Source organism: Pseudomonas sp. P5_B2 (genome assembly GCF_056400445.1).
Window position 1 is genome coordinate 1 of sequence record NZ_JBFULH010000530.1, and the last position, 2,868, is coordinate 2,868.

The following is a 2,868-nucleotide window of genomic DNA, read 5'->3' on the forward strand; positions in this document are numbered from 1 at the left end:
GGTCCAGGTGACGGCTGGCAGGCAGTACGGCCATCAGGTAATGACCATGGTGATCGTCGAGGATGACCGATTTGGCCACCCGTTCGGCAGGGATGCCCGCGAGACGTGCCGTTTCCAGGCTGCTGGCCGAATGGGGGTGGGTGACGATGTCATAATCGCAGTGAGCCGTTTCCAGGCTTTTCTGCACGGTTCTTGCCATACGCATGATGCACCTCGGTGTCCGCAACAGTGACGGGCGGACGATGGTTAACGCATTTCTTCGTACTAAAAGTCTAGGCCCACCGGCACATTCCGGCGCGAAATCCGCCCATCGGACGCCGTCGAAAAGTGAGCAAAAATCAGATACGCCGAGGCTCAACTAAACTATACACAGAGCCACATGATGACTCTCGCGGAGGGTCAAGTGAATACACGTTGCTGTGCCGTTGCGCTGCTGTTGGCGTTAAGCGGATCAGTGTTCGCAGCCGATGCTGTTGTCCTGCTGATGCCGAACCCGATCGGGATCTGGTTGATCACGTTTGGCATCGCCTTTCTGATCGCCGAGGCCGCGCTGCCCAATTACGGAGTGATCGGCCTGGGCGGCATTGTGATGTTCGTGATCGGCGCGGTGATCCTGACCAACACCGAGATGCCTGTTCCCCTGATGATCGGCCTGGGGCTGGTAAGTGCGCTGCTGCTGATTTTCTTGCTGATCCACGCCCTGAAAACCCGACCGCRCCGCACCGTCAGCGGCGATTCCGGGCTGCTGGGCAGCGTGACGCCTGTCTTGTCGTTACTGCCCGGCAATGCCTGCAACGGCTGGGTGCATCTGCAAGGGGAGCGCTGGCAGGTTTCAAGCTCGACACCGCTGCAGCCGGGGCAGCACGTCCGGGTGGTGGCGCGAAAAGGGTTACTGTTGCAAGTGGCCGCGGCTGACGCGGCGCCGTTGGGAGAATAGTCATGGGCCTGCAAGTAGGTTTCGCCGCGCTGCTGCTGTTACTGATTGCACTGGCGGGGTCGACCTTTCGCATCCTGCGTGAATACGAGCGCGGTGTGGTGTTCCAGCTCGGACGCTTCTGGCAGGTCAAGGGCCCCGGTTTGATCCTGCTGATCCCGGTGGTCCAGCAAATGGTCCGCGTCGACCTGCGGACCATCGTCCTCGATGTGCCGCCGCAAGACGTCATCACGCGCGACAACGTTTCGGTCAAGGTCAATGCAGTGTTGTATTTCCGCGTGCTCGATCCGCAGAAGGCGATCATCCAGGTCGAAGATTTTCTCTCGGCCACCAGCCAATTGGCCCAGACCACACTGCGTGCGGTGCTCGGTAAACATGAACTCGACGAACTGCTGGCCGAGCGCGAGCGGTTGAACATCGACATCCAGCAAGTGCTCGACGCCCAGACCGATGCCTGGGGCATAAAAGTCGCCAACGTCGAGATCAAACATGTGGACCTCAATGAATCGATGGTCCGCGCCATCGCCAAACAGGCCGAAGCCGAACGGGAACGCCGGGCCAAAGTGATCCACGCCGAAGGTGAATTGCAGGCCTCGGAAAAACTCATGCAGGCTGCCGAAATGCTCGGCCGTCAGCCAGGGGCCATGCAGCTGCGATATATGCAGACGCTGAGTTCGATTGCCGGGGACAAGAGCTCGACCATCGTCTTTCCGCTGCCGATCGAGTTGCTCAAGGGGATGGCGGATTTGTCGTCGAAGCCGTGAAGCTCGCAACGGCCCATCGATCACGCGAATGCTTTTAATGCAGCACAAACAGGCGCGCGTTAACCCCCCCTGCCTGCGTTTCGCCAGCGTTCTTCCAGCCCGAGGGCAGCGGCGCAAACTCGTCCGGCGCACCGACGGTACCGATCAGCCACACACGGCCAGTGCCTTTGGGCAAGCTGTCGAGGCGATCCAGATAAACGTCCTGGGCGACCAGCGTGCCGAAACCATAGGCGTTTGGCCGGCTCGACCCGCCATTGGCTAGCAGCGGGGTGAACAGCAGCGGGTGGGTATCGGCGCGGTTGTAATAGACATAGGGAAGGTACCAAAGCATGTCGCTGGTAACGATCCGGTCGCCAGCAACAAAATGCCGGTTAACGTAGTCGACCATGACGTTGATTTGATTACTGGGGTCGACCGAGGCGTTGTTCTTCAAACCGACCAGTTCGACGCCAACAAACATTACCAACACGGTCAGCGCCAGCACCCGAAATCCTGAGTAAAGGCGATCAGTGGCCAGTGCGACAATCATCGGCAACCCCAGTGCATAGGCCGTCAGGTAGCGTTCGATAAACACCGGCGAGATATATGACACGCCGAACACCACCAGCATCGGCAACGCCGTATAGATCACCAGCAGCACACTGCCGCGAATGACACTGCGGTCCCGCGCCAGCGCCACGCCAGTAATGACCAGCAACGCCAGTGGCAGCGCGACAAAAATCAGCGGCGGCAGGTTTTCGCCATCGTCCTGTGTCAATAACGACCAGATCATCGACGGCAACGAGCTGAAGGTGACAGACGACGCCCACCCCACATCGCCATTGGCTTTGAGTTGATCCATGTGCTGGATCAAATCGATCAGATTCGGCACCCACGGCAGGTACAGCAACACGATTGCCACGTTCGCCAGCCACAAGCCGGGGCGCTGAATACTGCGCAAACGATGTCCTGGCAGTACACGAATCAGCCCCAGATACAGCCAGTGGCATAACACGCACAGCGCAGCGAAGTAGTGGGTGTAGAACGCCGCGCTCATCAGCAGCACATACGCCACCAGATAGCGTGTGCGCCGGGGCTGCCTGATCCAGTAAACCAGCGCAATCGTGGCGCCGATCAGCCACAGGCCCAGTAGCGAGTACATCCGCACTTCCTGGCTGTAGCGCACCGCAG

General features: G+C 59.5%; 4 protein-coding genes. 2 read left to right on the plus strand and 2 right to left on the minus strand.

Annotation, left to right across the window (positions count from 1 at the left end; translation table 11 throughout):
• On the minus strand, window positions 1-205 hold a 205-nt coding region (locus AC1DRJ_RS23470; protein WP_477804252.1), incomplete at its 3' end, for a YbaK/EbsC family protein.
• A 198-nt stretch (window positions 206-403) separates the two neighbouring features.
• Between AC1DRJ_RS23470 and AC1DRJ_RS23475 the strand changes: the two genes are divergently transcribed.
• Both AC1DRJ_RS23475 and AC1DRJ_RS23480 read left to right on the plus strand, forming a co-directional pair.
• Window positions 404-937 carry an NfeD family protein gene (locus AC1DRJ_RS23475; RefSeq protein ID WP_477804253.1) on the plus strand — a complete coding sequence of 178 codons (534 nt, stop codon included), beginning with the start codon at window positions 404-406 and terminating at the stop codon, window positions 935-937.
• A gap of 2 nt (window positions 938-939) precedes the next feature.
• Window positions 940-1,698 (plus strand): slipin family protein, encoded by a 759-nt coding sequence (locus AC1DRJ_RS23480; RefSeq protein WP_477804254.1) that lies wholly within the window; start codon window positions 940-942, stop codon window positions 1,696-1,698.
• Window positions 1,699-1,732: 34 nt separating this feature from the next.
• Here AC1DRJ_RS23480 and AC1DRJ_RS23485 read toward each other — a convergent pair.
• On the minus strand, window positions 1,733-2,868 hold a 1,136-nt coding region (locus AC1DRJ_RS23485), incomplete at its 5' end, for a glycosyltransferase family 39 protein (protein WP_477804255.1).